The 20,154-nt window shown below is 63.3% G+C and carries 25 protein-coding genes; 6 read left to right on the forward strand and 19 right to left on the reverse strand.

Annotated elements, in window-relative coordinates:
- Window position 1: 1 nt before the first annotated feature.
- The 3 genes from ACO07D_RS21085 to ACO07D_RS21095 all read right to left on the reverse strand — a co-directional run bounded on the left by ACO07D_RS21085 (window position 2) and on the right by ACO07D_RS21095 (window position 1,649).
- Entirely contained in the window at window positions 2-283 is a 282-nt protein-coding gene (locus ACO07D_RS21085; RefSeq protein WP_421704896.1) for a hypothetical protein, read from the reverse strand.
- Between the two features lie 22 nt (window positions 284-305).
- Window positions 306-983, reverse strand: a complete 678-nt coding sequence (locus tag ACO07D_RS21090) for a PspA/IM30 family protein (protein ID WP_421704897.1) — start codon at window positions 981-983, stop codon at window positions 306-308.
- An 84-nt stretch (window positions 984-1,067) separates the two neighbouring features.
- A complete protein-coding gene (locus ACO07D_RS21095; protein WP_421704898.1) occupies window positions 1,068-1,649 on the reverse strand; it encodes a TetR/AcrR family transcriptional regulator in 582 nt (193 codons plus the stop codon).
- A 95-nt stretch (window positions 1,650-1,744) separates the two neighbouring features.
- On the opposite strand from ACO07D_RS21095, the gene ACO07D_RS21100 reads away from it, so the two are divergent.
- A complete protein-coding gene (locus ACO07D_RS21100; protein WP_421704899.1) occupies window positions 1,745-2,290 on the forward strand; it encodes an RNA 2'-phosphotransferase in 546 nt (181 codons plus the stop codon).
- On the opposite strand, the gene ACO07D_RS21105 is transcribed toward ACO07D_RS21100, so the two are convergent.
- Window positions 2,287-2,649: a hypothetical protein gene (locus tag ACO07D_RS21105; RefSeq protein ID WP_421704900.1), complete on the reverse strand. Its 363-nt coding sequence runs from the start codon at window positions 2,647-2,649 to the stop codon at window positions 2,287-2,289. The genes ACO07D_RS21100 and ACO07D_RS21105 overlap by 4 nt on opposite strands.
- A 76-nt stretch (window positions 2,650-2,725) precedes the next feature.
- Here ACO07D_RS21105 and ACO07D_RS21110 point away from each other — a divergent pair, with 76 nt between their 5' ends.
- Window positions 2,726-3,484, forward strand: coding sequence for an alpha/beta fold hydrolase (locus ACO07D_RS21110; protein ID WP_421704901.1), 759 nt, complete (start codon window positions 2,726-2,728; stop codon window positions 3,482-3,484).
- Between the two features lie 49 nt (window positions 3,485-3,533).
- Here the strand turns inward: ACO07D_RS21110 and ACO07D_RS21115 are convergent, their stop codons facing one another.
- The 3 genes from ACO07D_RS21115 to ACO07D_RS21125 all read right to left on the reverse strand — a co-directional run bounded on the left by ACO07D_RS21115 (window position 3,534) and on the right by ACO07D_RS21125 (window position 5,641).
- Window positions 3,534-3,845 (reverse strand): ETC complex I subunit, encoded by a 312-nt coding sequence (locus ACO07D_RS21115; protein WP_421704902.1) that lies wholly within the window; start codon window positions 3,843-3,845, stop codon window positions 3,534-3,536.
- Between the two features lie 472 nt (window positions 3,846-4,317).
- The gene (locus tag ACO07D_RS21120) at window positions 4,318-4,761 is read right to left on the reverse strand and encodes a GNAT family N-acetyltransferase (protein ID WP_421704903.1); all 444 of its coding nucleotides are present in this window, start codon (window positions 4,759-4,761) and stop codon (window positions 4,318-4,320) included.
- Window positions 4,762-4,813: 52 nt separating this feature from the next.
- A complete protein-coding gene (locus tag ACO07D_RS21125; RefSeq protein WP_421704904.1) occupies window positions 4,814-5,641 on the reverse strand; it encodes an alpha/beta fold hydrolase in 828 nt (275 codons plus the stop codon).
- A 101-nt stretch (window positions 5,642-5,742) separates the two neighbouring features.
- On the opposite strand from ACO07D_RS21125, the gene uvrB reads away from it, so the two are divergent.
- A complete protein-coding gene (gene uvrB / locus ACO07D_RS21130) occupies window positions 5,743-7,899 on the forward strand; it encodes an excinuclease ABC subunit UvrB (RefSeq protein ID WP_421704905.1) in 2,157 nt (718 codons plus the stop codon).
- Between the two features lie 846 nt (window positions 7,900-8,745).
- On the forward strand, window positions 8,746-9,234 hold the full coding sequence (locus ACO07D_RS21135; RefSeq protein WP_421704906.1) for a YdcF family protein: 489 nt from the start codon (window positions 8,746-8,748) through the stop codon (window positions 9,232-9,234).
- Here ACO07D_RS21135 and ACO07D_RS21140 read toward each other — a convergent pair.
- The 6 genes from ACO07D_RS21140 to pobA all read right to left on the reverse strand — a co-directional run bounded on the left by ACO07D_RS21140 (window position 9,225) and on the right by pobA (window position 13,016).
- Entirely contained in the window at window positions 9,225-9,617 is a 393-nt protein-coding gene (locus ACO07D_RS21140; protein ID WP_421704907.1) for a hypothetical protein, read from the reverse strand. The genes ACO07D_RS21135 and ACO07D_RS21140 overlap by 10 nt on opposite strands.
- 71 nt (window positions 9,618-9,688) lie before the next feature.
- Window positions 9,689-10,504, reverse strand: coding sequence for a sugar phosphate isomerase/epimerase family protein (locus ACO07D_RS21145; protein WP_421704908.1), 816 nt, complete (start codon window positions 10,502-10,504; stop codon window positions 9,689-9,691).
- Window positions 10,501-10,824: an antibiotic biosynthesis monooxygenase family protein gene (locus tag ACO07D_RS21150; RefSeq protein WP_421704909.1), complete on the reverse strand. Its 324-nt coding sequence runs from the start codon at window positions 10,822-10,824 to the stop codon at window positions 10,501-10,503. The genes ACO07D_RS21145 and ACO07D_RS21150 overlap by 4 nt, the downstream gene beginning before the upstream one ends.
- Window positions 10,825-10,896: 72 nt before the next feature.
- Window positions 10,897-11,268: a zf-TFIIB domain-containing protein gene (locus tag ACO07D_RS21155; protein ID WP_421704910.1), complete on the reverse strand. Its 372-nt coding sequence runs from the start codon at window positions 11,266-11,268 to the stop codon at window positions 10,897-10,899.
- An 89-nt stretch (window positions 11,269-11,357) separates the two neighbouring features.
- On the reverse strand, window positions 11,358-11,765 hold the full coding sequence (locus tag ACO07D_RS21160) for a universal stress protein (RefSeq protein ID WP_421704911.1): 408 nt from the start codon (window positions 11,763-11,765) through the stop codon (window positions 11,358-11,360).
- 78 nt (window positions 11,766-11,843) lie between these two features.
- Window positions 11,844-13,016, reverse strand: a complete 1,173-nt coding sequence (pobA, locus tag ACO07D_RS21165) for a 4-hydroxybenzoate 3-monooxygenase (protein ID WP_421704912.1) — start codon at window positions 13,014-13,016, stop codon at window positions 11,844-11,846.
- A 52-nt stretch (window positions 13,017-13,068) separates the two neighbouring features.
- Between pobA and ACO07D_RS21170 the strand changes: the two genes are divergently transcribed.
- Window positions 13,069-13,953, forward strand: a complete 885-nt coding sequence (locus ACO07D_RS21170) for a helix-turn-helix domain-containing protein (protein ID WP_421704913.1) — start codon at window positions 13,069-13,071, stop codon at window positions 13,951-13,953.
- Between the two features lie 80 nt (window positions 13,954-14,033).
- Here ACO07D_RS21170 and ACO07D_RS21175 read toward each other — a convergent pair whose 3' ends face one another.
- The 6 genes from ACO07D_RS21175 to ACO07D_RS21200 all read right to left on the reverse strand — a co-directional run bounded on the left by ACO07D_RS21175 (window position 14,034) and on the right by ACO07D_RS21200 (window position 18,750).
- A complete protein-coding gene (locus ACO07D_RS21175) occupies window positions 14,034-14,879 on the reverse strand; it encodes a class III extradiol dioxygenase family protein (RefSeq protein WP_421704914.1) in 846 nt (281 codons plus the stop codon).
- A gap of 1 nt (window position 14,880) precedes the next feature.
- Window positions 14,881-15,240, reverse strand: coding sequence for a protocatechuate 4,5-dioxygenase subunit alpha (locus ACO07D_RS21180; RefSeq protein ID WP_421704915.1), 360 nt, complete (start codon window positions 15,238-15,240; stop codon window positions 14,881-14,883).
- Window positions 15,241-15,250: 10 nt separating this feature from the next.
- Window positions 15,251-16,132 (reverse strand): amidohydrolase family protein, encoded by an 882-nt coding sequence (locus tag ACO07D_RS21185; protein WP_421704916.1) that lies wholly within the window; start codon window positions 16,130-16,132, stop codon window positions 15,251-15,253.
- The gene (locus ACO07D_RS21190) at window positions 16,129-17,178 is read right to left on the reverse strand and encodes a 4-oxalomesaconate tautomerase (protein ID WP_421704917.1); all 1,050 of its coding nucleotides are present in this window, start codon (window positions 17,176-17,178) and stop codon (window positions 16,129-16,131) included. Before ACO07D_RS21190 ends, ACO07D_RS21185 begins: the two co-directional genes overlap by 4 nt.
- Before the next feature lie 145 nt (window positions 17,179-17,323).
- On the reverse strand, window positions 17,324-18,016 hold the full coding sequence (locus ACO07D_RS21195; RefSeq protein ID WP_421704918.1) for a 4-carboxy-4-hydroxy-2-oxoadipate aldolase/oxaloacetate decarboxylase: 693 nt from the start codon (window positions 18,014-18,016) through the stop codon (window positions 17,324-17,326).
- Window positions 18,013-18,750, reverse strand: coding sequence for a PIG-L deacetylase family protein (locus ACO07D_RS21200; protein WP_421704919.1), 738 nt, complete (start codon window positions 18,748-18,750; stop codon window positions 18,013-18,015). The genes ACO07D_RS21195 and ACO07D_RS21200 overlap by 4 nt, the downstream gene beginning before the upstream one ends.
- A 137-nt stretch (window positions 18,751-18,887) precedes the next feature.
- On the opposite strand from ACO07D_RS21200, the gene ACO07D_RS21205 reads away from it, so the two are divergent.
- Complete coding sequence (locus tag ACO07D_RS21205; protein ID WP_421704920.1) at window positions 18,888-20,144, forward strand: LysR family transcriptional regulator; 1,257 nt, start codon at window positions 18,888-18,890, stop codon at window positions 20,142-20,144.
- Window positions 20,145-20,154 lie beyond the last annotated feature (10 nt).

A 20,154-nucleotide genomic window follows, 5' to 3' on the forward strand; every position in this document is an offset into this window, starting at 1 on the left:
ATCAAGGTTTCGGCTCGGCGATGAATTCTTCCAGCAGTTTTTCGTTCTTCGCGTCCTCGATCTGGCGAATGCGATCCTCGCTCATGCGACTATCGAAACGGTATTTTACCAGATTGATCAGCGAGAGCGTCAACAGCACGATCCCCATGCCCCAGTAGCCCTTGGTCGCCAGCGGCACGTCCGGGGATTTCATCAGCGAAAGCGCCAGCAGCACATAGGCCGCGACCACGCCCGCGCCGTTGATTGCCATGATCAGCCAGTTGTCATTCTTGGTCGGTTGCATCGGTCTTCTCCCTTGATCTCAGTTACTTGTCTGCCTTCAGGCGTTCCAGAACGCCTGCGCGGGTGGATTTGGTGGCACTGCCGAAGCCTGCTTCGCCCAGGCGGTCGGCAACGTCGCGGTTGTCGAGGCTTGCGTCGATCTCGGCCAGGATTTCCGCCTGTTCGAACGGGTCATCCTCGGACAGGACGGAGCGCACCAGCTCTTCGGCCTCCTGCATGGCGCCCTGCCCCTTGAGGGTCGAGCTGAGCCCAGAATGCGCCCCACCATCCAGCCGCGCGGCCTTGGCGGCGATGGCGCCCTGGCGCAGATCGACCAGGCGGCGATTGGCGGTCTCGATCGAGCCTTGCAGGCGCAGGGTGCGTGTCTCCAGCCGTTCAACGGTGCGCTGGCGGATCAAACGTTCGTTCTCCAGCTGGGCGATGGCCTCGGCGGCCTCGCCCGCCAGGTTGTCCCGCCCCGCCGCCAGCGCCTCGCGGGCGCGGGTTTCGAGGTCGGCAATGCGGCTGTCCAGTTCGGCCACTTGACGCGCCTCGGAGCGTTCGCGCTGTTTCAGGCTGGCCAGCGTCATCTTCGCGGACTGCAGCCCCCGGGTCGCCTCACGGATTTTCTGTTCGATCAGCTCGATCGAATAGTGCTCGCGCACGCGTTCTTCGGCCCGCGCATTGGCGCCGTCAAACAGGGTGATCAGGGTTCGGAACATGGCATCCTCCTCATTCGTGAACATCGTTCATGACTGAGATGTAGGAAGCCGCTCAGCTCATTCAAGAGATTCCTTGAACGTCGTTCATATTTTTTCCAACAACCCACGGATCATGCGCCCGACCTCTTCGGGTGGAATGTTGGAGAACCGGCTTTCCAGACCCAGCAGCACAATCCCGTGCACCGAAGAGAACAGCGTGCGAGTCATCATCTCGATCTCCTCCGCGTCACGATCCGGCCAAAGGCCCGAAAGCGCCCGATGGATATGGGCAAAGAGCCCGCGCAGACGCGTCAGGTACCAGTCCGACAGGGCGGGATCGTCGGGCAGTTCCAGGTCGAACAGCGCGCGCCAGCGGTTGGTATGTGCCGCGGCGTAGTCCAGATAGGCCAGCGCCATGGCCACCAGCGCCTCGCGTGGTGGGGCCTCCGGCTCTTGGCTCGCGGAAATCGCCGCGTCAAGCTCGGTAAAGGTGCGCGCGTTCACCTCCATGAACAAGGCCTGAAGGTCCGGGTAGACATTATAGATCGCCCCCAGCGAACAGCCCGCGTCCTTGGCCAGATCCCGCGCCTTGACCGACGCGAGCCCGCCCGCCACCACGCGCCTCTCGGCGGCCTCAATCAGGGCCCGCCCCAGGGCCGCACGCCGGGCTTTGGTCTTTTCGCTCATCGGGCCCTCCTGCCATTGAACCACGTTCAACAGTACCCGACGCGGGCCGGAAGAAAACCCTTTTCACCGCCCGACCTCGCTGGCATGCAAAGGACATGAGAAAAGACCTTGTGCCCCTGTCGAAATTCCTGTCGCTGCTTCTGCGTCACAAGCCCGAGGAGATCGGGCTGGAACTGGATGCCGAGGGCTGGGCGCGGATCAATGACATTCTGGACAAGTCCCGCGACCCGATCACGCGGGAGCAGATTGACGAGATCGTCGCGACCAATCCGAAACAGCGCATTGCAGTGTCTGACGACGGCACACGCATTCGCGCCCGCCAGGGGCATTCGCGGCAGGTTGACCTGGGGCTTGCACCCATCGCCCCGCCCGAGCGGCTGTATCACGGAACGGCGCGGAAGAACATCGGCTCGATCCAGACGCAGGGGCTGGTCCGGGGCAGCCGCCAACATGTGCACCTGTCCGGGGACACGGACACCGCCCGCACTGTCGGCGGTCGCCATGGCAAGCCGGTGGTGCTGACGGTGGATGCGGCACGCATGGCGGCCGAGGGGCACGTCTTCTATCGCTCGGAAAACGGTGTCTGGCTGAGTGACCACGTGCCCGCAGAATTCCTAACCTTGTCCGAAGGCGCGGGTTAAATCAGCCCGCGCCAGCGCATCATGGCAATTACCAGCCCCGCCACCACCAGCAGGCTGAAGGCAAGCCCGGCAAGCCAGTTCAGCATGGCGCTCTTGCGTCTTTCCCAGGGATCGACGGTACGCAGGTAGCGGTTTAGATGGGTCAGCGCGCGGGTCAACTGCGCCTCGTCAACCTGGCGCGAGAGCTTCGGGTGGGCCTGCAGCGCCAGCGCCTCGACGATCAGCGCCCCGTCACGACGAATGCGGCGCGGCAGACGGCGCCCGGCGCGTTTGAGCTTGGCGGCGAACCCGTCGCCACGCAGGCCCAGCCGGTCCTCCATCAATTGGGCGAGCGCCTCGGCCTTCGCGTCCAAATCCATCGCATTTCCTCACTGTCCGGCCGGACCCTAGCTGACGGGGCTTTCCGCCTCAACCGCCCTGCGCTATGTCGGGGCCATGTTGGAGATGCAGACTTTCGGCGACGACGCCACCCGCCCGCCCATCCTGATCGTGCACGGCCTGTACGGGTCGGGCCGCAATTGGGGCGTGATTGCCCGACGCCTGGCGGACGAGCGCCGCGTGGTCACGGTGGACATGCGCAACCATGGCGCCAGCCGGTGGGAGGAGAGCCACGATTACCACGCCCTGGCCGCGGACTTGGGCGACGTGGTGGAAGCCATCGGCGGCGAGGCCGATCTGATCGGCCATTCCATGGGCGGCAAGGCAGCAATGGTGCTGGCTCTGAACAGCCCTGCCCGGGTGCGCCGGGTGCTGGTCGCCGATATTGCGCCGGTCGCCTACAGCCACACCCAGGTGCACCTGATACACGCAATGCGCGCGCTGGACCTGTCGGTTGTGACCTCGCGCGGCGCGGCCAATGCGGCGCTGGAGGCAACGATCCCAGAACCGGACGTGCGCGCCTTCCTGCTGCAATCGCTGGACGTGAAGGGCCAGCGCTGGATGCTGAACCTCGATGCACTGGAACGCGACATGGAAAAGATCACCGGTTTCCCGGCGGTCAGCGGGCGATATGACGGCCCGGCGCTGTTTTTGGCGGGCGGCGACAGTGATTATGTCCTGCCGGAACACCGCCCGCTGATCAAACGGCTATTCCCGCATGCAAAACAGGCCAAGATCCCCGGCACCGGCCATTGGTTGCACGCCGAAAAACCGCGCGAGTTCGAAGCCGCCGCGCGCATGTTCCTGAACAGTTGAAACAAGAAAGCCCCGCGGTGGCGGGGCTTTTTCTACGATCTGGCGGCGCTCAGTGGGTCCAGGGGCCGCGGCGATTGGTAGCGAAGTTCTCGCCGTACCCACCCTTGCGGATGTTGTGGGCGCGCTTCTGCGGCTCGGACACCGTGGCTTCGATCCCCTTGGCTTCGGCATAGGCCAACGCGGCTTCTTTCGAGTCGAACTTCAGCCGCACCTGGCTTTGCGTATCGCCCGAGCCGGTCCAGCCCATCAGCGGATCGATCTCACGCGCTTCGTCATTGGCATATTCCAACAGCCAGACCCGCGTCTTGCCCATGCCCGAGGACATGGCGTTACGGGCGGGTTGATAGATACGGGCGCGCATGGGTCGACTCCTTTAGAAAGCTGACCTGTTATCCGAAACCCTGCCCCGCTGCGCAAGCCCCCAAGGGGCCTGACACCCCATAAAAAACAAGCCCCGGGGCAGGCCCGGGGCGAGGTACCGATTACTTGGTCTTCTGCAAGACAACTCGTCACGAAAAGTGGGCTGTCGGCACCTGACGAGGGAGCGAGGGGTGGGGTGGGTGTTTCGTCAGGGCCGACAGCCTGTCTTGCTGCTTGCCCTTAGACGCTAGCGTGCCGAAGAATCTGGCGCAACAGAAAAATACACTTTTGGTTGTGTTTTAATAGAAAAAAGTCGCCGTAAAGTGGTAAGGTTTTGTTAAGGTTTTCAGTGAGATGGCACAAGATCGTGGTGGGGTGCGTTCTCGCAGCCCACGCAGCAGTTGCACGGTTTGTTTACCATGCAACCGTGCCCTGACACACCTCCCCAGAAATGGGGAGAGGCCAGATGCCGCTCATTCGGGCAGCCAGCGCAGGCGGGGGCCGACCTCGGCAAACCCTTCGCGTTCGTAAAAGGCAAGAGTGCGCGCCCAAGCGGGTTGCGCAGGGGCGCCGACCTCCAGCCGGGTCCAGTCCTCGCGCCGAGCCACTTCACGAGCATGTTTCAACAAGTCCGCTGCCACCCCGCGCGAGCGAAACGCAGGTTCGACATAGAGCTCGGAGATCTCGCCAAATCCCCCGCCCGCATAGATCGCGGCGCAGCGGTTCAGCATCATCACCCCGACCGCGCGCCGGTCCGCCTCGGCCAACAGCCCGATCACCTGCTGCCCGGCCAGGAGCTGGCGCGAGACCGGGCCCAGAGGGGCCACCTCTTCACCTGAAAGCTCCGTCAACAACGCCTCCACCAGCCGGGCAATGGCCGGGGCATCTTTCATCTGGGCGCGTCGGATGGTGACCATTCTGCTCTCCTTTGGTGCGTTGCCCCCTGATGCAAAGCGCGGACGGAAAGCGTCAAGCGGACAGGCGGTCCAGCGCCGTTTCGATGAGGTGATATGCCGATCCCGGCGCCTCGATCGGCAGAAGATGGCCGAAATCCGGATCTTCGAGCGTGACGATATCAGGCCGCACGCGCTGCAGGTCCTTCCACATCGGTTCAGGAAAGAAATAGCTGGGCCGCCCGCGGATCACCGCCACGGGGATATCCAGCGCTTCTATGTCCGCCAACACCGCCTCGGCATGAAAGAAGTTATGCGCCTCCCAGGTCTTGGGAAAGGCCAATGCTACCCCCTGCCCGTTCGCGACGGTCCCATGGGCCGAAACCGCGGCCCAGGCCTCGGCGTCAAAACGGCGAAAGGCGGGATGGGCCTGCATCTCGGCCAGATAGGCCGCGCTGTCCGGCCAAACGTCCCGCCGATCCCGCGCCGCGCGCACCGGTTTCACGAAGCGCCCGGCCCATTTCGGCAGCACCTTGGCCACCCGCACCGCGTGGGCGGAAACGATGGCCGGTTCCACCAGCACCAGCGCGCGAAATAGCGACGGGTCCGCCCGCTGCGCCAGGACCATGGAACAGGCGCCCATGGAATGGCCGATGCCGATCACCCCCGGGCCCTCCGCCCGGATCGCCCCGGCCAGGTCGGCGCCGTAACGCCGCCAGCCGTCGCCTTGCCCGGGCGCGGGGCTGCCCGGCCAACAGGCCCGGTTGTGCAGACCGGACAGCGCAAACCGCCCCGCCAACCGCCCCATCAGCGGCTCGTAGAAGCCCAGGGGAAAACCATTCCCCCCGTAAAACCACGCCTTTTCGCCCGCACCGGGCCAATTCCAGACCGTCATGCGCGCCATGCTGACAGCCCCTGACAGGACAGGCCACCGTGACCTCGCGGCAGCCCCTTGCGCGCGAACAAAAAGCGATCATCTTTAGGGGGCCTTTGAAGGAATCAGTCATGACCGACAGCCCGCTGACATCGCCCACCATCGCGCCCCAGGCCCGCCCGAAACTGGAAGGCGGTAAACGCTTCGTCATGCACACGCCCTTCACGGCGGCAGGCGACCAGCCCACCGCGATTGCCGAACTTACGGCAGGGGTCAACGCGGGCGAACAGGACCAGGTTTTGCTAGGCGCCACCGGCACCGGCAAGACCTTTACCATGGCGAAGGTCATTGAAGAGACCCAGCGCCCCGCCATCATCCTGGCCCCGAACAAGACGCTGGCCGCACAGCTCTATGGCGAGATGAAGGGCTTCTTTCCGGAAAACTCGGTCGAATATTTCGTCAGCTATTATGACTATTACCAGCCCGAGGCCTATGTGCCCCGGTCGGACACGTTCATCGAGAAGGAAAGCCAGATCAACGAACAGATCGACCGGATGCGCCATTCGGCCACCCGGGCGCTGCTGGAACGCGATGACGTGATCATCGTGGCCTCGGTCAGCTGCATCTACGGCATTGGCTCGCCCGAGACCTATACGGCGATGACCCAGGACCTGTTGGTCGGCGAGGAATACGATCAACGCTCGGTCATGAAGGACCTCGTCGCCCAGCAATACAAGCGCAACGACAACGCCTTCCAGCGCGGCTCGTTCCGGGTGCGCGGCGACAGCCTGGAAATCTGGCCCAGCCACCTCGAAGACCGCGGCTGGCGGCTGAGCTTCTTCGGCGAAGAGCTTGAAGGCATTACTGAATTCGACACGCTGACCGGCGCCAAGACGGACACCCTGGAAAAGGTGCGCGTCTATGCCAACAGCCACTATGTCACCCCCACGCCGACCCTGAAACAGGCGATTACCAGCATCAAGGAAGAGCTCGCCGTACGTCTGAAACAGCTCGAGGACGAGGGCAAGCTGCTGGAGGCCCAGCGGCTGGAACAACGCACCCGCTTTGACCTGGAAATGCTCGAAGCCAGCGGGTTCTGCAACGGGATCGAGAACTATTCGCGTTACCTGACCGGCCGCGCGCCGGGTGAACCGCCCCCTACCCTGTTCGAATACATCCCCGACAACGCCATCGTCTTTGCCGACGAAAGCCACGTCAGCGTGCCGCAGATCGGTGGCATGTACCGGGGCGACTACCGGCGCAAGTTCACCCTGGCCGAACACGGGTTCCGCCTGCCCAGCTGCATGGACAACCGCCCGCTGAAGTTCGAGGAATGGGACGCCATGCGCCCGCAATCCGTCTTCGTTTCGGCCACGCCCGCAGGCTGGGAGCTGGAACAATCCGGCGGCGTCTTTGCCGAACAGATCATCCGCCCCACTGGGCTGCTGGACCCGGTGATTGAAATCCGCCCCGTCGAAACCCAGGTCGACGACCTGCTGGACGAGGTGCGCCACGTCTCCGAGGCCGGCTTCCGCACGCTCGTGACGACCCTCACCAAACGCATGGCCGAGGACCTGACCGAATACCTGCACGAACAGGGCATTCGCGTGCGCTACATGCACTCGGACATCGACACGATCGAACGCATTGAAATCCTTCGCGATTTGCGCCTGGGCGCCTTCGACGTGCTGGTCGGGATCAACCTCTTGCGCGAAGGGTTGGACATTCCGGAATGCGGGCTGGTGGCGATCCTGGACGCGGATAAGGAGGGCTTCCTGCGCTCGGAAACCTCGCTGATCCAGACCATCGGCCGCGCCGCGCGCAACGCCGAAGGCCGCGTGATCATGTATGCCGACCGTGTGACCGGTTCCATGGAACGCGCAATCTCCGAAACCAACCGGCGGCGTGAAAAACAGCAGGCCTACAACCTCGAACACGGCATTACCCCCGAGACGGTGAAGAAGAATGTCGAGGACGTTCTGGCCGGGCTCTACGAAGGCGATGTCGACATGAACCGCGTCACCGCCAAGGTCGACAAACCGATGGTCGGCGCCAACCTGATGGCCCACTTGGACGGGTTGCGCGCCGAGATGCGCAAGGCGGCCGAGAACCTGGAATTCGAAGAAGCCGCTCGGCTCCGCGACGAGGTCCACCGGCTGGAGGCGGTGGAACTGGCCGTCGCCGACGACCCGCTGGCGCGGCAATCGGCTGTCGAGGCGGCGTCGGAGCCGAAGGGGCGGTCTACGGCCGGGAAGCCGGGGCAACGGGCGGGGCGTCGAGGAAGATAGTGGACGGTGTGAAATCGCAGACATAGAATGCCACCAAAGACTCATTGAATGGGGTGCGCGGTGCCAAATTTGTCCGCTACCAGATTAGCTTTTCTAGCAGCTGTTTCCATCGCGCTCGCGGCGTGTAATCCTTTGTCAAACATAAAAGAAAAGATGTACTTTGGCTCAGTTACCGGCGTCGATGCATGCCTGAAAACACACGCCTCATCACTACTCTCTGAAACTGAAACAAAGGACGTTTGCATTCGAAAACACCAGCATGGATTGCCACGGGCGGACTACAAAGTGGAAGGCAGAGGCGTAGTTACACCTACTCATTTGGAAGCCACGCTCCACAACAAGAACGACGACCTCATCGTCACAAGGGTATCCGTTGTTGTCAAAAACTACGACGCCGATGGGAAGGAGAGTGTGTTCAGAGGGCAATCCCAAACCTGGGTATTCCCTGGCAAAGATTCCGATGTATCCATACGAATTGAGTTTGAAGAAAGTCCTGTAACTGAGAACCCTTGGTGCGATCATGACCTAGACGCGGAGGAAAGAAAGAGCTGCAAGTTGTGGGATATTGAGGCCGTCGAAGGGGTAGACTTGTAGAACCAAGCACCGCCCTCCCAACTAGACCGAGGGAAACGGGCTTTATTCATTGTAACAGTTTGAGGGCTCGCCACGCGAGCGCCCGACCTCCCGGATGGGAGGGCGCTTCGGGGACGTTTTGGGCCCAATTGACCGGGCAAGTGTTCGGCACCATAAAGCACTCCCCATACCTGTAGCGACGCCCACCCGAGGTCGGGCGCGCGCGCGGCTTCTCGCATTGCCCTCCCCGGCTGCGCCCCCTACCCTCGCGCCATGACGAAACCCGCCTCGAAACCCACCGCCATCATCCTTGGTGCCGCCGTCTGGCCGGGCGGGGTGCCGTCGCCCACGTTGCGCCTGCGGGCGGAGCGTGGGGCGCGGTTGTATCTGGACGGGCAGGTCGGCGGGATCATTGCCTCGGGCGGTGTGGGCAGGCATCCGCCGTCCGAAGCCGAAGTGATCCGGGATATCTGCGTGCATCTGGGCGTACCTGCAAACGCCATTCGGTTGGAGGACCGTTCGACCTCCACGGCCCGGAACCTGGCCTTCTCGCAGCCTCTGCTGGACAATCCGGCCGGGCCGGTGGTGATTGTCACCGACCTCTATCACCTGCCCCGTGCACGGCTGGTGGCCAAGCGGTTGGGGATGCGGGCAGTGGGTGCCGCCCCGCCGCTCAAGGGACGCAGCCCCTGGCGGTTCCTGAAAATGTGCCTGCGTGAGGTTCCGGCGCTGGCCTGGTACCTCATCCGCCCTCAGCGGTAGACGTCCACGCGCACCGAACTGCCAGTGTTGCCATGGCCCCAGATCTCGACCACCACCGTGGCCCCGCCCGAGACGATATCGCGCGCGGCCACCGGGTTGATGTAGCCGTTCATGATCATGCGCTCCATCGCCGCGCGGTTGTTCAGATCGCCGAAGAACGAATCCCATTCATCGCCCGCGTGCTGGATGCCGAAGCGATGGAAATTGGCCCGGTCCTGGCGAATGATCTGCCAGGGTTCGGACAGCCGCGCACCCTTGGAGTTATACAGGTCCTCGCGCCCGATATAGGCCACGTAAGAGCCGATCAGCTCCTGCGCCAGGCTTGCCGTGGGGATCGCGGCCAGAAACGCCGCTGCGATTGCCATGCTTTTGAAATACCGCATGTTTTCCTCCTCAATTACTGACAGGATGTTAGCCGATTTCGGCCGAAAAATCCATGCGACGCAGCCGCCCGCTACTGCGCCAGGCCCAGCGCCTCCAGATGGGCGACGCTATCCTCGACCTTATCGAACTCATTGATCTCGACGATCAGATGGGGCTGCGCATCACAGCCCGCCAGCGCCTTGAAAACAGCGGGCCAGACGATGTTCCCCTCGCCCAGCGGCCAATGGCGATCGGCCCAGCCATCGGTGTCCTGCAAGTGCACATGGCCAAGCCGAGCTCCGGCCGAGGAAATGAAGCGATCCACTGGCGGCGCGCCGTCCACCCAATGCGCCCAATGGGCGTGGCCCGTGTCCACCGACAAAGCCAGGGCGGGCGTATCCGCCGCCGCGACCACCGCCAGACGATCGGCCGGATCCGTGTCGCGGATGTTCTCAAGCACGATCTGCACACCGATGTCCCGCGCCCGGATCAGCGCCGGTTCCAGCGTATCGAGGATGGCCGAGATCCGCTTCGCCCGCTCGCCGGGCGTGCGGTCCAGATTGCAGGCGTCCCAGCGATCATAGGGCGAATGCAGCACCATCTGCACCGCCCCCAGCGCCTCACAGACATCCAGCGCCTGGTCGATACGGCGCTGCACGACGGGGCGGATTTCGCGGTCCTTCACGTCCAGCTCGAACCCGGCGAAAGGCCCGTGAATGCCCAGCCGCCCGTGCCAGCCGTCGAGCGCCTTCTGCGCCATCTCGATGAAGGGGGCCGGGTGGGCCAGGATGTCGCCCATGCAGAATTCCGGCAGCTCAAGATCCCGGTCCTTGGCAAACAGCCAGTCGCGGTGTCGGCCCAGATCCAGCACCGACAGCTGCGCGCCAATGACCGGCAGGTCACTCATCCGTCCGAGACCATCACGACATCATAGAGCACCGGCGCAAAGTTCTTGGACAAGGTGTTGAATTTGCGGTGATAAACCCGCATCTCCTCGGACCGCAGAACGCGCATGAACTCATCCCGCGTGCGCCATTGCGTATAGGAGGCAATGCGCGTCTGCGCGTCGTTCACATGCAGGGCCGCACCGATGAACCCCTCCTGTTTCGAGATGAACTCGTTGCAGGCCACGCGGATTTCCTCGCACAGGTCGGCACAGGTGCCGGGGGTCACTTCATAGGTGGTGATGACGGTCTGAAGATCGGCGTCTTTCTTGATGACGGGCATGAGGTCCTCCGCTGGCTACTGGCTCGCGCAGGTTCAGCCTAGCACCGTCCGGGCAAAAGGCCAGAGGGCCCGTCAGTCGAAGATGTCAAACACTTCCTCAAGGAAGGATTTGCGTCGCTTCTTCTTGTAACGTTTGGCCGATTTGTACGCGTCGCGGTTGTCATAACGATCATCGCGGCGATCCTCGCGCCGATCATACCGGTCCTCGCGGTGCCGGTCCTCGTACCGCGGTTCCTCGTATCTGGGTTCACCGCGAGGGGGTTCACGCACAGGTTCCGGCGCCGGATCAGGGTTCGCCAGGGCGACTTCGGGCGTGGACATCTCGATGATCTTGTCCAGCTCTCCCCGGTCCAGCCAGACGCCACGACACTTGGGACAATAGTCGATCTCGACCCCATGGCGCTCGGTCATCAACAGCTCGGTCTGGTCGATCGGACATTTCATACCTCAGCGCTCCTTCTCTGGTTTCCCCCCATGTAGGAACACAAAAGACGGACCACAAGGCCCGCCTTTTTCTTCACTGTTTCAATAGATTAGCGGTGCACATGCACGGCGCAAGGGGCATGGCGCACGACACGTGCCGCGGTCGAGCCCAGGAAATAATCCTGCAGCCCCGGGCGGTGCGAGGCGACGACGATGCAGTCGATGTCATGATGCGCGGCCCAGTCGACGATGGTGTGACCGGCATGGCCCGAGACCACCGCAACCTCGATCCCGTTGCGTCCGGAGAGCTCGGATTTCAGCCGCGCTTCCAACTCGTGCACATTGCTTTCCAGCTGGCCCACCGGCAGGTACTGCGCCACGTAGGACGGCACTTCTTCCATCACATGCAGCGCGGTGATCTTCGCATCCGGCTCGCCCAGCGCCTTGGCGATGTTCAGAGCTTCGTTGGAATCACGGTCATGGTCCAGGGCCACGGCGACCAGGATATTCTTGTACATGGGTCTTTCCCCCTTTGCGTCTCTCTGGGCGCATACTGACGGGACTACGAGCGCCCCGCCATGACATGGGTCAAGTCCTCAGAACGGCAGGCCGACGTAGTTTTCAGCAAGCGAGGTCATCGCCGCCTCGGAGCTGAAAAGATATTCCAGATCAGTCTGTTGCAGCTTCCGGTCATAGGGAATCGCATCCGGGAAGCTGTGCAGCAGCGTGGTCATCCACCAGCTGAACCGCTGTGCCTTCCAAACCCGCGCCAGCGCACGGTCGCTGTAGCTGTCAAGGCCGGTGTCATCGCCCTTCAGGTAATGATCCACCAGCCCGTGGTAGAGGTAATAGATGTCGCTGGCCGCCGAGTTCAGCCCCCGCGCGCCGGTGGGCGGCACGATGTGCGCGGCGTCGCCAGCCAGGAACATGTTGCCGTAACGCATTGGTTCCGCGACAAAACTTCTGAGCGGCGCGATCGATTTCTCGATCGAGGGGCCGGTTTCCAGGTTGGCCGCCACGTCGTCAGGCAACCGCGCCTTGAGTTCATCCCAGAAGGCTTCGTCAGACCAGTCATCCGTGCTGTCGGTCAGCGGCACCTGGATATAGTAGCGGCTGAGCACCTGGCTGCGCAGTGAACAAAGCGCAAAACCGCGGTCGGATTTGGCATAGATCAGCTCGGGCGAAACCGGCTTGGTGCGTGACAAAACCCCAAGCCAACCAAAGGGATAGACCTTCTCGTATTCCTTCAGAACGTCCTTGGGGATCGACTTGCGGCTAACCCCGTGGAACCCGTCCGCACCGATGATGAAATCACAGTCGATGCGAAAGGTTTCGTCCCCCTGGCGGTATGTCAGATAGGGGTTTTTCGTATTGATATCATGGGGTTTGACGTCCAGCGCCTCGTGAATGACCTTGCCGTTCATTGCCGCCCGCGCATCATAGAGGTCGCGGGTCAGCTCGGTCTGGCCATAGACCACGACCGAGTTCCCGCCGGTATGGCCCGCCAAGTCGACGCGCTTTTTTTCATTGTTTTCAGCGATATAGAACCCCTCATGGATTTCGCCCTCGGCATCCATGCGTTCCCCGCATTGCGCCTCGCGCATAAGCTCGGCAAAGCCGTGCTCCAACACGCCGGCGCGAATGCGCCCCAGCACGTAATCGCGGGTGTGTTTTTCCAGGACGACGTTGTCAATCCCTTTCAAATCAAGCAATTGGCTAAGCATAAGGCCGGACGGGCCGCCTCCGATGATGCCGACTTTCGTCTTCATGGCGCTGTTCTCCTCTTTGACCCCATCCTGCGCCCGGGTCGCGCAGATTTGAATGGATACATCCAGCCACTTCTGGTATATATCGAACATGGACCGGATCGAAACATTCAACCTCTTTGGCGAGGATGTCGACCTGCCCGACGTGGTGCATTGCGAAACGATCGAAGCACGTTCGGTGGTACATGACTGGGAATTCAAGCCGCATCGTCACGCCCGGCTGCACCAGGTATTGCTGCTGGAACGTGGCAGCGGCGAGGCGCTGATCGAAGAAGCCCCGCATCCTCTGCCCCCCGGCAGCCTGGTCAACATGCCGCGCGGGGTGGTGCATGGCTTCCGGTTCGAGCCGGGCACGGAGGGCTGGGTGGTCACGCTGGCCTCGGAACTTCTGGACCAGACCCTGCGCGATGGCGAGGGGTTGCGACCGGTGCTTTCCCGCCCCGCCATTCTGAAATCCACAAATGATATCAAAATATTGACCCGCCGCATCTTTGCCGAGTACCCGACCCGCGGATTTGCCCGGGCGCATATCCTGCGCAGCCTGTCGACCCTGCTCCTGGGCCTGGTGGCCCGGGAATTGGCCCGCAAGGCCGCGGACACCCTGCGTCCCGACACGAGGTTGCAACACCGTTTCGAGGCGCTGATCGAGGAGCATTATTGCGACCACCTGGGCGTGGCCGACTATGCCCGAGAGCTGGCGGTGACCCCCACCCATCTGAGCCGGGTGATGCGTGCGGCAACGGGGCGACCGGCCTCGGCCGCCATCGAGGAACGCATCATCCGCGAAGCCCGACGCAACTTGGCCTTTTCGAACCTGTCCATCCAGGAGGTTGGCTACCAATTGGGATACAATGACCCGGCCTATTTCAGCCGGGTCTTTGCGCGGGCCACGGGGCAGAGCCCGCGGGAGTTCCGCCGGGCGCTGGAGGCGAAAGGTTAAAGTCCTTAACGCCTCCAGACCCCGATATTTAAACAGTTTAACGCTTCAAACGAGGCATGTTTAAAGATGTTAAACCCCGCTCAGGCACATTCCAGCAGCATCGTGCCCGCCCCGGTGTTCGAGATCGGAATGTGATAGTTCTGCGTGAGCTCGGTCACCTTGTCGCCCAACGCACCGCGCATCATCATCCACATCAGGAACTCGGTCCCCTGGGCCCCGGCCTGACGGACCAGCTCGTGACGTGAGATCTTGGTCAGCTCCTCGGGCGCCGACACGATCTTCTCCATGCACATCATGTCGAACTCCTTGTTGATGAACCCCGCGCGTTCACCATCAAGCTGATGCGACAGGCCGCCAGTGCCCAGCACGACGACCTTCAGGTCCTCGGGGAAGGACTCAATCGCCTTGCGCAGGGATTTACCAAAGTTAAGGGCGCGGTTCAGCGTCGGGATCGGATGCTGCACGGTGTTGGCCGAAATCGGAATCGCCTTGGGCATGTCCGGGCGGTGCGGCGCACCGGGCCAGAACAGTTGCATCGGCACGACGAACCCGTGGTCCACCGCCAGTTCCTGACAGGAGGTAATGTCAAACTCATCCTCGACCATACCCTCGATGATATGCCAGCTCAGCTCGGGCGCGCCGGGGAACGGGTCAAGCTGCGGAATGCCCCAGCCTTCATCCTCGTTCTTGTATTCATGCGCCGCCCCGATGGCAAAAGTCGGCATCTTATCAAGGAAGAAGCCCAGCCCGTGGTCATTATAGATATTGATCACGACATCCGGCTTGTTGTCGGCAAGCCACTCGTGAATCTTCGGGTAGCCGTCGAAAAACGGCTTCCAATAGGGATCGTCCTGCAGCTCGTTGGCGATTGCGTTGCCCACGGCGGGAATGTGCGATGTGGTGATACCACCCAAGATCTTGGCCATGTTACTTCCCCTGATCCACGAGTTTCTGCTTGAAGGCCTCGACCGTCATGCCGGTCTGCTGCGCGCCCACATCCTGGACCGACAATTTGAAGATCCCGGCGAACTTGGCGAGGTAATAAATGTTACCGCCCGCGGCGATCATCGCCAGCACGTTCTTGTCGCGACAGGCCTGCTTCTGTTCGTCTGACAGGCCGAAGCTTTCCATGTAACCCTCCGGGTCGTCCAGATAGGCCTGGCGGGCCTCAGCGCCATTGAAGGAATAGCACATCTTGTTCAGCGCATAGCCCTTCATCGCCATCTTGCCGTCAAAGAGCGTGGTGCCCTCGATCGGCGTGTGGTGGTCGAAGTCGTCGAAATCCATCGTCCCCTCCTCAGGTCCAGTAGAGCCGCATGGGATTTTCCACCAGCAGCTTGTGTTGCAGCTCCGGCGTCGGTGCGATCAGGGGGATCCAGTCCACCAGGGCGCCATCGTCGGGCATGTGTGATTTCATGTTCGGGTGCGGCCAGTCCGTGCCCCATAGCACCCGGTCGGGGAAGTGCCGCACAACCTCGGCGGCGAAGGGCACGACGTCGGCGTAGGGTGGGCCTTCGGCACTCAGCCGCTCCGGGCAGGTCACTTTTGACCAGATGTTCGAATTGTCCTGCATTATCTGTAGGAAGCGTTGGAAATCCGGATGAGATGTTCCTTTTGTGACATCAGGTCGCCCCATGTGATCGACCACGATCGTCGTCGGAAGGCTTTCAAGGAAGGGCACAAGCTCCTCCAGATCGGCGGCTTCGAAGTAGACCACGATGTGCCAGCCGAGCTTGACGATCCGCTCGGCGATCCCCATGAAGACCTGTTTCGGCGTGGCATCCACCAGGCGTTTAACGAAGTTGAATCGCACCCCGCGCACGCCAGCCTCGTGCATCTCGACCAGTTCGGCGTCGGTCACTTCGGTACCAACGCTGGCGACACCGCGTGCGAGGTCGCCGGCGGCGCGACAGGCGTCCATCATGGCGCGGTTGTCACGACCGTGGCAGGTCGCCTGGACGATCACGTTGCGGGCAAATCCCAGGTGGTCGCGCAGGGCAAAAAGGTGGTCCTTGCCCGCATTGCAGGGGGTGTATTTGCGCTCGGGCGCGAAGGGGAATTCCGGGCTGGGGCCGAAGACATGGCAATGGGCGTCCACCGCGCCGGGGGGCAGCTGGAAGTCCGGTTTCTTCGGGGCCGGGTGAAAGACCAGCCAATCAGGGTCCATGGGTTGGGTCATGCGAAGACCTCTCCATCCATCAGTTTGCGCGCGGTGCGCAGGATTGCGGCGCGTGTGACCTGGCCACCTTCGAGTGTGGCGAGCACGGTCATCTCGCCGGTCGGGTGTTCGATGGACAGGGCACGGGTGTCCCCCTCGCCCACCTTCGCAAGCCCCTCGGCCACGCTGCCCGGTATCAGGCAGGCGGTGGCGACCGAGACCGCGCCGAGCACGCCGATGGCCTTGTGGCAGCGGTGCGGGATGAAGGTCCGCGTGGCAATCGCCCCCGCCTTGGGCGCTGAAATCATTGTCATTTTCGGCACGGACTTGTCGCGCACGTCTCCCAGGTTCATCAGGGGACCGCAGGCCAGGCGGATGTCCTCCAGCCGGGCGCGCAGGGCCTTATCTGCTTCCAAATCCGCCGGATCCTCGTCGCCGGAAATCCCCATGTCGGCGGCGCGCAGCAGCACGCAGGGCATGCCGTTGTCGATCATCGTGACCTCCACCCCGGCGACCAGATCGCGGGCAGTCCCGGTTGGCAGAAGCGCGCCGCAGGACGACCCGGCGGTGTCGCGAAAGGCAATCGGTACGGGCGCGGCAGTCCCTGGCACGCCGTCAATCACCGCATCGCCATCATAGCGCACCTTGCCGCCCGGCGTCTGCACCGTGACCTCGGCCACCTGACCGGTGTTCTCCATGAAGATCACCGCCGGAGTTTCGCCGTCCCTGGCCGACACCAACCCGCGTTCGATGGCAAAAGGTGCGACACCGGCCAGGATATTACCGCAGTTCTGCGCGTCGGTGACCACCGGCCGATCAACGAAGACCTGCAGGAACAGGTAATCCACATCCACGCCGTCACGTTCAGATGTCTTAACGACCGCCACTTTCGACGTTAACGGATCCGCCCCGCCCATGCCGTCGATCTGGCGTGGATCCGGGCTGCCCATGGCGGACAACAGAAAGGCATCGCGGGCCTCCGGGTCGCCGGGCAGATCCGCGGCCAGGAAATACCCGCCCTTCGAGGTCCCGCCCCGCATCCACATGCAGCGCACCCCGTCAGACATTGACCTTCCCTTTCATCTTTCCACAAGTATCCCGGGGGAGCGCGAGGGGGCAGCGCCCCCTCGCCCCGGTCGGATTGCCAAGCAATTCGACCCACTCATCAAGCTCGGATTGCGCAAGCAATTCGAAACCACATATCCCCACCCCTCAGACATATTTCAGCCCCTTCTCGGCCAGGCGCCCGCGCATGTCATAGATGTCCAGCCCCAGCTCACCAGCCTCGAACCGGGCGCGTTTGGCGGCCTCATTGGCTTCACGGGCACGGGCTTTCTCCAGCACCTGGGCCGCCTCCTCGCGGCGCACGACACAGGCCCCGTCGTCGTCGGCGACGATCACATCACCGGGGTTCACCAGGGCGCCCGCGCAGACCACCGGCACGTTCACGGAGCCCAGCGTCTCCTTGATCGTGCCCTGGGCAAACACCGCCTTGGACCAGACCGGGAACGCCATCTCGGTCAGGTCGGCCACATCGCGCACGCCTGCGTCGATCACCAGCCCGCGGCAACCACGCGCCTGGGCGGATGTCGCCAGCAGGTCGCCGAAGTAACCGGCGTTCGAGGGCGAGGTGGTGCCCAGCACAAGGATGTCCCCTGGCTGCAGCTGTTCGATTGCCACGTGGATCATCCAGTTGTCGCAGGGCGGGGCCAGGATGGTCACGGCGGACCCGGCCACCCGGGCACCGGCGTAGATCGGGCGCATGTAATCGGACAGAAGCCCCTTGCGCCCTTGCGCTTCATGCACGGTGGCAACGCCCAGCTCGGCCAAACCATCCACGACGGCGGCATCGGCCCGTTCGATGTTCTGGACGACGAGGCCCGTGGTTCCCGGTTGCACGCTCATGCCAGCTCATCCACGGTTTGCGGGAAGATGCTTTCGAAGCCTTCCGCGTATTCCGCCTTGCGCCCACCCGCCATGCCGCCGGAGTTGCGGCGGAAGTGGTTGGCGCGGTTGCGAGCCACGTTGGTGTAGAACTCCCACAGGTGTTCCTGCCCCTGCATGCAGTGGATCGCAGCCTTCTTCTTCTCCCACACCGGGGTGATGTCGAGAAAGGTGTCGGGTTTCCAGCCCATCTGCTCGGTCTGGTGCGGCTCGAACAGGTAGAGCTGCGGCGCGCCCAGCACCTTCTGCCCGGGATTGTGCCCCCAGGCCTGGGCGATCATGCGACATTCCAGCGCGAACTGCGTCGTGTTCATGTGGTCGGTGTTGTAGGGATCCCATTTCGAATGGCTCATCATCCACTTCGGCTGCACCTCGCGAATGATATCGACCATCTGGTCCTGGGCCTCACGATCGAGGCGCAGCGGGTAGTCGCCGAGGTCGAGGAAGCGGATGTCGCGCACCCCCAGCGCGTCGGCGGCGGCCTGGGCTTCCTCGCGACGGGCGTCTTTCACGCGCTCCAGCGTCATGCCCTCCTGCTTCCACAGCTTGGCACTTTCGCCGCGCTCGCCGAAGCTCAGGCAGGCGACTGTCACCTCGTAGCCCAGCTCCTGGTGCAGGGCGATGGCGCCGCCCGCGCGCCAGACGAAATCGGCGGCATGGGCAGAGATCACGAGGGCGGTTTTTCTGTCGGTCATGGGTGGGCCTCTTCTACGCTTTGATCCGAGATTAGGCCCGGGGCGGGCCAAGCACCATTTCAATCCCCGCCGGGTGGTATAAGATATGCCTATAAGGGGTTGCACACCCTCCCCGCGACGGACCACAAGGCGCTGACATGACTGTGGAATTTCCAAACATTCGCCACCTGAAAGCCTTCAGGGAAACCGCGCGCCTACGCGGGATCAGCGCAGGCGCCGAGGCGGTGCACCTGTCGCAACCCGCCGTGACCCAGGCGATTGCCGGGCTTGAGCGCAGCCTGGGCGCGCAGCTTTTCGACCGGCGGCCCGAGGGCATGTTCCTGACCGAACCCGGCACGCTCTATGCCGCACGGATCGAGGCACTGTTTGCCCTGTTGGAGGAGGGCGCGGAACAGGCGGTGCGCCTGGCCGGGCGGCGTGGGGCGCTGGAAGGGGCGCGGCCCGATCCCGGGTTTCACGCCCGCGTCACGGCGGCGCAGCTGCGCGCGCTGGTGGCGGTGGGGGATGCGGGCAGTTTCAGCCTGGCGGCGCGGGCGGCGGGGATTTCGCAGCCATCGATCCACCGGGCCGCGCGGGACCTGGAGAAGCTTGCGGGCATTGCGCTGTTTGCGCAACGTCGTGGCGGGATCGAGTTGACGGAACCCGGCGAGCTGCTGGCGCGGGCGGTGAAACTGGCGGCGGCCGAGTTGAGGCAGGGCGAGGCGGAACTGGCCGCGCTCAAGGGGCGTGACAGCACACGGATTGCGGTTGGCTCGATGCCGCTCTCGCGGGCGGAAATCCTGCCGGAGGCGATGCACCGGCTGCTGGCGGAACGCCGGGGCGTGCAGCTGCGCAATGTGGATGGGCCCTATGGTGAGCTGCTGAAAGGCTTGCGCCATGGTGATCTGGACCTGCTGATCGGCGCGTTGCGCGATCCGGTGCCGACAGACGATGTGGTGCAGGAAGTGCTGTTCGATGACCCATTGGCGCTGGTGGTCGGGCCGGGTCATCCGCTGGCCGCACGGACCGGCCTGCGGCTGGAGGACACGCTGGACTATCCGTGGATTGCCCCGCCGATCACCACGCCGGCGGGCAGCTACCTGCACCAGGTGCTGCGCATTGACGAGCTGCCGCAAACGCCGGTGCGGGTGGTGTCGTCCTCCATGGTGATGGTGCGGGGGCTGCTGGCGCGGGGCGATTACGTCACCATTATTTCGCTCAACCAGATCGGGGCGGAGCGGGCGCAGGGGCTGATGGTGCCCCTGGACGTGCCGCTGGAGGGCAGCGCGCGGCCGATTGGGCTGACCACGCGGCGGGGCTGGAGCCCGACCCCGACACAGGCGCGATTTCTGGACTTGATCCGCGAGGCGGCGCGGACTGCTATAGGGAAAACGAATGGCTTGGAAGGGCAATGAATTTCCCGCT

This window comes from Aliiroseovarius sp., from assembly GCF_965228805.1.
GTDB lineage: Bacteria > Pseudomonadota > Alphaproteobacteria > Rhodobacterales > Rhodobacteraceae > JASBTN01.

Coding starts and splice junctions, on each gene's coding strand:
- ACO07D_RS21085 (WP_421704896.1), bottom strand. CDS start 283: ATGCAACCGACCAAGAATGACAACTGGCTGATCATGGCAATCAACGGC.
- ACO07D_RS21090 (WP_421704897.1), bottom strand. CDS start 983: ATGTTCCGAACCCTGATCACCCTGTTTGACGGCGCCAATGCGCGGGCC.
- ACO07D_RS21095 (WP_421704898.1), bottom strand. CDS start 1,649: ATGAGCGAAAAGACCAAAGCCCGGCGTGCGGCCCTGGGGCGGGCCCTG.
- ACO07D_RS21100 (WP_421704899.1), top strand. CDS start 1,745: ATGAGAAAAGACCTTGTGCCCCTGTCGAAATTCCTGTCGCTGCTTCTG.
- ACO07D_RS21105 (WP_421704900.1), bottom strand. CDS start 2,649: ATGGATTTGGACGCGAAGGCCGAGGCGCTCGCCCAATTGATGGAGGAC.
- ACO07D_RS21110 (WP_421704901.1), top strand. CDS start 2,726: ATGTTGGAGATGCAGACTTTCGGCGACGACGCCACCCGCCCGCCCATC.
- ACO07D_RS21115 (WP_421704902.1), bottom strand. CDS start 3,845: ATGCGCGCCCGTATCTATCAACCCGCCCGTAACGCCATGTCCTCGGGC.
- ACO07D_RS21120 (WP_421704903.1), bottom strand. CDS start 4,761: ATGGTCACCATCCGACGCGCCCAGATGAAAGATGCCCCGGCCATTGCC.
- ACO07D_RS21125 (WP_421704904.1), bottom strand. CDS start 5,641: ATGGCGCGCATGACGGTCTGGAATTGGCCCGGTGCGGGCGAAAAGGCG.
- uvrB (WP_421704905.1), top strand. CDS start 5,743: ATGACCGACAGCCCGCTGACATCGCCCACCATCGCGCCCCAGGCCCGC.
- ACO07D_RS21135 (WP_421704906.1), top strand. CDS start 8,746: ATGACGAAACCCGCCTCGAAACCCACCGCCATCATCCTTGGTGCCGCC.
- ACO07D_RS21140 (WP_421704907.1), bottom strand. CDS start 9,617: ATGCGGTATTTCAAAAGCATGGCAATCGCAGCGGCGTTTCTGGCCGCG.
- ACO07D_RS21145 (WP_421704908.1), bottom strand. CDS start 10,504: ATGAGTGACCTGCCGGTCATTGGCGCGCAGCTGTCGGTGCTGGATCTG.
- ACO07D_RS21150 (WP_421704909.1), bottom strand. CDS start 10,824: ATGCCCGTCATCAAGAAAGACGCCGATCTTCAGACCGTCATCACCACC.
- ACO07D_RS21155 (WP_421704910.1), bottom strand. CDS start 11,268: ATGAAATGTCCGATCGACCAGACCGAGCTGTTGATGACCGAGCGCCAT.
- ACO07D_RS21160 (WP_421704911.1), bottom strand. CDS start 11,765: ATGTACAAGAATATCCTGGTCGCCGTGGCCCTGGACCATGACCGTGAT.
- pobA (WP_421704912.1), bottom strand. CDS start 13,016: ATGAAGACGAAAGTCGGCATCATCGGAGGCGGCCCGTCCGGCCTTATG.
- ACO07D_RS21170 (WP_421704913.1), top strand. CDS start 13,069: ATGGATACATCCAGCCACTTCTGGTATATATCGAACATGGACCGGATC.
- ACO07D_RS21175 (WP_421704914.1), bottom strand. CDS start 14,879: ATGGCCAAGATCTTGGGTGGTATCACCACATCGCACATTCCCGCCGTG.
- ACO07D_RS21180 (WP_421704915.1), bottom strand. CDS start 15,240: ATGGATTTCGACGACTTCGACCACCACACGCCGATCGAGGGCACCACG.
- ACO07D_RS21185 (WP_421704916.1), bottom strand. CDS start 16,132: ATGACCCAACCCATGGACCCTGATTGGCTGGTCTTTCACCCGGCCCCG.
- ACO07D_RS21190 (WP_421704917.1), bottom strand. CDS start 17,178: ATGTCTGACGGGGTGCGCTGCATGTGGATGCGGGGCGGGACCTCGAAG.
- ACO07D_RS21195 (WP_421704918.1), bottom strand. CDS start 18,016: ATGAGCGTGCAACCGGGAACCACGGGCCTCGTCGTCCAGAACATCGAA.
- ACO07D_RS21200 (WP_421704919.1), bottom strand. CDS start 18,750: ATGACCGACAGAAAAACCGCCCTCGTGATCTCTGCCCATGCCGCCGAT.
- ACO07D_RS21205 (WP_421704920.1), top strand. CDS start 18,888: ATGACTGTGGAATTTCCAAACATTCGCCACCTGAAAGCCTTCAGGGAA.